Origin of the sequence: Natronomonas sp. (genome assembly GCF_047616845.1) — an archaeon.
Taxonomy (GTDB): domain Archaea; phylum Halobacteriota; class Halobacteria; order Halobacteriales; family Haloarculaceae; genus Natronomonas.
Genome location: NZ_JBLGBY010000088.1, coordinates 1 through 3,775 on the forward strand (window position 1 = coordinate 1; position 3,775 = coordinate 3,775).

At 63.1% G+C, this 3,775-nt stretch carries 4 protein-coding genes; 3 read left to right on the top strand and 1 reads right to left on the bottom strand.

Going from position 1 to position 3,775, the window contains the following annotated elements; genetic code table 11:
• The first annotated feature begins 222 nt into the window (after positions 1–222).
• The 3 genes from ACI8UR_RS12245 to ACI8UR_RS12255 are packed head-to-tail and all read left to right on the top strand — an operon-like array spanning position 223 to position 2,311.
• Complete coding sequence (locus ACI8UR_RS12245; RefSeq protein WP_411716385.1) at positions 223–864, top strand: Era-like GTP-binding protein; 642 nt, start codon at positions 223–225, stop codon at positions 862–864.
• A 4-nt stretch (positions 865–868) separates the two neighbouring features.
• Entirely contained in the window at positions 869–1,270 is a 402-nt protein-coding gene (locus ACI8UR_RS12250; RefSeq protein WP_411716384.1) for a DUF2073 domain-containing protein, read from the top strand.
• A gap of 15 nt (positions 1,271–1,285) precedes the next feature.
• Positions 1,286–2,311: an OapC/ArvC family zinc-ribbon domain-containing protein gene (locus ACI8UR_RS12255; protein WP_411716383.1), complete on the top strand. Its 1,026-nt coding sequence runs from the start codon at positions 1,286–1,288 to the stop codon at positions 2,309–2,311.
• A 154-nt stretch (positions 2,312–2,465) separates the two neighbouring features.
• On the opposite strand, the gene ACI8UR_RS12260 is transcribed toward ACI8UR_RS12255, so the two are convergent.
• The gene (locus ACI8UR_RS12260; RefSeq protein WP_411716382.1) at positions 2,466–3,590 is read right to left on the bottom strand and encodes an ORC1-type DNA replication protein; all 1,125 of its coding nucleotides are present in this window, start codon (positions 3,588–3,590) and stop codon (positions 2,466–2,468) included.
• Between the last annotated feature and the right edge of the window lie 185 nt (positions 3,591–3,775).

Below are 3,775 nucleotides of genomic sequence, written 5' to 3' on the forward strand. Positions count from 1 at the left end.
GTGGAAGCGGCGTGGAAGCGACGTGGAAGCGGCGTGGAAGCGGCGTGGAAGCGAAGCAACGTGGAAGATAGTTCGGCACGCTCACCGCCGCTGGCGGCACTTTGACGACAGTCGTATCCTCCAGATGACGTGTGTCTGACGCAGAGTTAAGTGAATGCGGTATGGTAGTACGTCCAGAGCGACTCCGATTTCGACTCGAAATCGGGGCCTCGGGAGGATGAGATGGGACTGCTAACAGAACTCAGATCGAGCATATCTCGTGCGACGTCGAGCCTGTTCGCGGGCAACGAGCCGAAACGAATCGGCATTTATGGCCCGCCGAACGCAGGCAAGACGACGCTCGCGAACCGTATCGCCCGCGACTGGACCGGCGACGCTGTCGGCCCGGAGAGCCACGTACCTCACGAAACGCGCCGCGCACGGCGCAAGGAGAACGTCGAAATCAAGCGGAACGGCAAGTCCGTCACGATCGATGTCGTCGACACGCCCGGTGTGACGACCAAGGTCGACTACAAGGAGTTCCTCGAACACGACATCGAGAAGGACGACGCCGTTCGTCGCTCCCGTGAGGCCACCGAAGGCGTCGCGGAAGCGATGCATTGGCTCCGCGAGGACGTCGACGGCGTGATCTACGTGCTCGATGCGACCGAAGATCCGTTTACGCAGGTCAACACGATGCTCATCGGTATCATCGAGAGCCAAGACCTGCCGGTGTTGATCTTCGCGAACAAGATCGACCTCGATGACGCAAGCGTCCAGCGCATCAGCAACGCGTTCCCGCAACACGAGACGATACCGCTGTCGGCGCTCGAAGGTGACAACATGGACGAAGTGTACGACAAAATCGCGGAGTACTTCGGGTGATATCATGCCCGAGATAACAACTGACGACGGCGAGGATGGCCTCGGCGACGGCATCCAGATCGACATGATAAGCGCCGAGCGGATGAAGGACATGCGGACGATGGAGAAGATCCGCCTCATCCTCGACGGCGTTCACGACGGCAACATTGTCATCCTCGAAGAGGGTCTCGAACCCGAAGAGGAGTCCAAGCTCATCGAGGTGACGATGTCCGAGATTAATCCCGACGGGTTCACGGGTATCGAAATCGAGACCTACCCCGGCGGGGACGGCGGTGACAGCAGCTTCCTCGGCCGCATCATGGGGAACAAGGAGCCGAACAAGCTGACGGTCATCGGCCCTGCGGGCCGCATCGAGACGCTTCACAAAGACGAGACGCTCATCAGCACGCTCATCACGCGGACGTAGTCCGCCACACCAACAATGCCACACCAGTGTACCGGCTGCGGCCACACGTTCGAGGACGGCTCCAAGGAGATGTTATCGGGCTGCCCGGAGTGTGGCGGCAACAAGTTCCAGTTCCGACCAGCGGGCTCGGGCCCGACCGAAACCGCAACCGATGACGCCACGTCCGATGGTGAGCCATCGACTGCTACCGAACCCCCAGACCCGCCGGAAACCGGGTCGTCGGTCGCCGAAACGGTCGGCCGCGCGACGACAAAGGTTCGTGATTTCGTCTCATCGGAACCCGCACCGACCGACGACGACCCACCCGACCCGAACGCGTCGTGGCCAGACGAGTCCGACGACGTGGGTGCAGAGGGCGCGGCCGCATCAGCCGACCCGAACGTATCGACGGAGCCAGCCGACGCGAGCGAACCGTATCCCGCTACCGACAGCCGTCAGGACAACCTCGACGACAGCTCCGGCGACGGCATCCTCGACGGCGACGGCGAAATCATCGATGCCGACGCCCACCGACAGAAGCGTGAGGAAAGCGAAGACGTCGCGCAGGCGAGCGCACGCAGTGATGTCGTCTCCACGGACGAGCTGGATGTTTCGACGAACCCCGAGGCGAATCCGGGCTCGAACGACTCGGCGGAATCGGGCCTTGATGAGCCGGCACTCGATAAACCGGCGGCTGAGGCATCGACTGACTCCGCCGGGGCACCGACTGACTCCGCCGGGGCACCGACTGACTCCGCCGGGGCATCGACCGAGCCCGCCAACCCACTGGCTGCGAGTGGCGCCCCAGACGACACCTCATCCCCGGAGTCCGAGGGTCGCGTGGTCAGCGAACCGAGCGACGAAGAGCCCGATATCGCGGAACTTCGCGAACAGCTCAACGACCAGTTCGAATCCATCAAGATCGTCGAGCCGGGCCAGTACGAGCTCAATCTGATGGAGTTGTATGACCGCGAGGAGTACATCATCGCCCTCCAAGAGAACGGTCGGTACGTCATCCAGGTGCCCGAACAGTGGATCGGCGAAGAGCCCGGTGAACGCTGAGCGGCCAGGTCACGGTACTCTCCTCCCGAAATCGACGTTATCTTCGTGTTACCCGCCTCTTTCACGCGATTCCCAAGTAACATTCGCCCTTCATTTCGACTGCAGCATGCCTTTGCCACCGAATCGATGGCTCCCCCCACGACCCAACCCCCGCCTACTCGTCCAGCCGGTCGAGAATCGCGTCGGCTTCATACGAGAGCGATAGCGAGCGCGACCGCCCTCTCCCTTCGACGTCCGTGTATTCGGCGTCGATGAGGCCGAGCTGGTCGAGTTTGTTGATGATCTCAGAGTACCGCGTGTAGCCGAGGTCGGTTCGGTCGCTGAAGGCCTCGTAAACGTCGCCGGCTCGCTCACCGTCGTGTTCGGCGAGGACGCGGACGAGGTCGGCTTCCGATTCCGAGAGGCCACGCAGGTGCCGCGAGAGGTGGACGTACTTCGCTTTCTCGTAGGCTTCGTCGACATCGTCGACGCCGACCTCGGCGGAGCCGCGCATCTCGGCGTTCAGACCTGCCCGCCGTAGGAGGTCGATGCCGACGCGGAGGTCGCCGCCGCTTTCGGCAGTGTGTTCCGCGACACGGTCGAGGACGTGCGTGCCAACGGCATCCTCTCTGAACCCCCGCTTGACGCGCTCGTCGAGGATATCGACGATTTCGCGCTCGCCGTACGCCGAGAAGTACACCTCCTCGGGCCGGAACACCGACTGGACGCGGCTATCGAGCGCATCGATGACGTCCAAATCGAGATCGGAGGAGACGACGATAACGCCGATTTTAGCGCCGGAATGTGCCTCGTGGGCCCGCAGAAGCGAGTACAGCGTATCCGAGGCTTCGTCCTCGTAGAAGAGGTAGTTCACGTCGTCCAGCGCGACGATGAGCACCTCGTCTTCCTCGACGAGGCGGTCGGTAATCTGTCCGAAGAGCTTCTTGAACGAGATACCCGAGGTCGGCGGCTCGTATTCGAATAGCCCCTCGAAGAGCCGCGAGAACACGGCGTATCGCGTGGAGTCGACCTGGCAATTCACCCGAACCACGTCGACATCGCTGACGCTCGTGAGTTCGTCGAACAGTTTCTGGACGGCGGTCGTCTTTCCGGTGCCGGGCGGGCCGCGGGCCATCACGTTCAGCGGTCGTGACCCCCGAACTGCCGGACGGAGGGCGTATTTCAGCGTCTCCATCTGCTCGTCGCGGTGGAGGAACGCTTCCGGCAGATAATCGAGTTCGAGGACGTGCTCGTCGCGGAACACCGACTCATCCCACGAGAGCATGTCGTCGTCCGCCATTTCACTTTCACCACGCTGCGCCGGGTGTTAAGCCTTCGGGCGATGGCCGTCGGTGAAAGCCCGCGACACGCCCACCGCCCGCGACACGCCCACCGCCCGCGACACGCCCACCGCCCGCGACACGCCCACCGCCCGCGACACGCCCACCGCCCGCGACACGCCCACCGCCCGCGACACGCCCACCG

Bases quoted from the DNA above. Each gene is read 5' to 3' on its own strand.
- ACI8UR_RS12255 (WP_411716383.1), top strand. From the start codon at position 1,286: ATGCCACACCAGTGTACCGGCTGCGGCCACACGTTCGAGGACGGCTCC.
- ACI8UR_RS12245 (WP_411716385.1), top strand. From the start codon at position 223: ATGGGACTGCTAACAGAACTCAGATCGAGCATATCTCGTGCGACGTCG.
- ACI8UR_RS12250 (WP_411716384.1), top strand. From the start codon at position 869: ATGCCCGAGATAACAACTGACGACGGCGAGGATGGCCTCGGCGACGGC.
- ACI8UR_RS12260 (WP_411716382.1), bottom strand. From the start codon at position 3,590: ATGGCGGACGACGACATGCTCTCGTGGGATGAGTCGGTGTTCCGCGAC.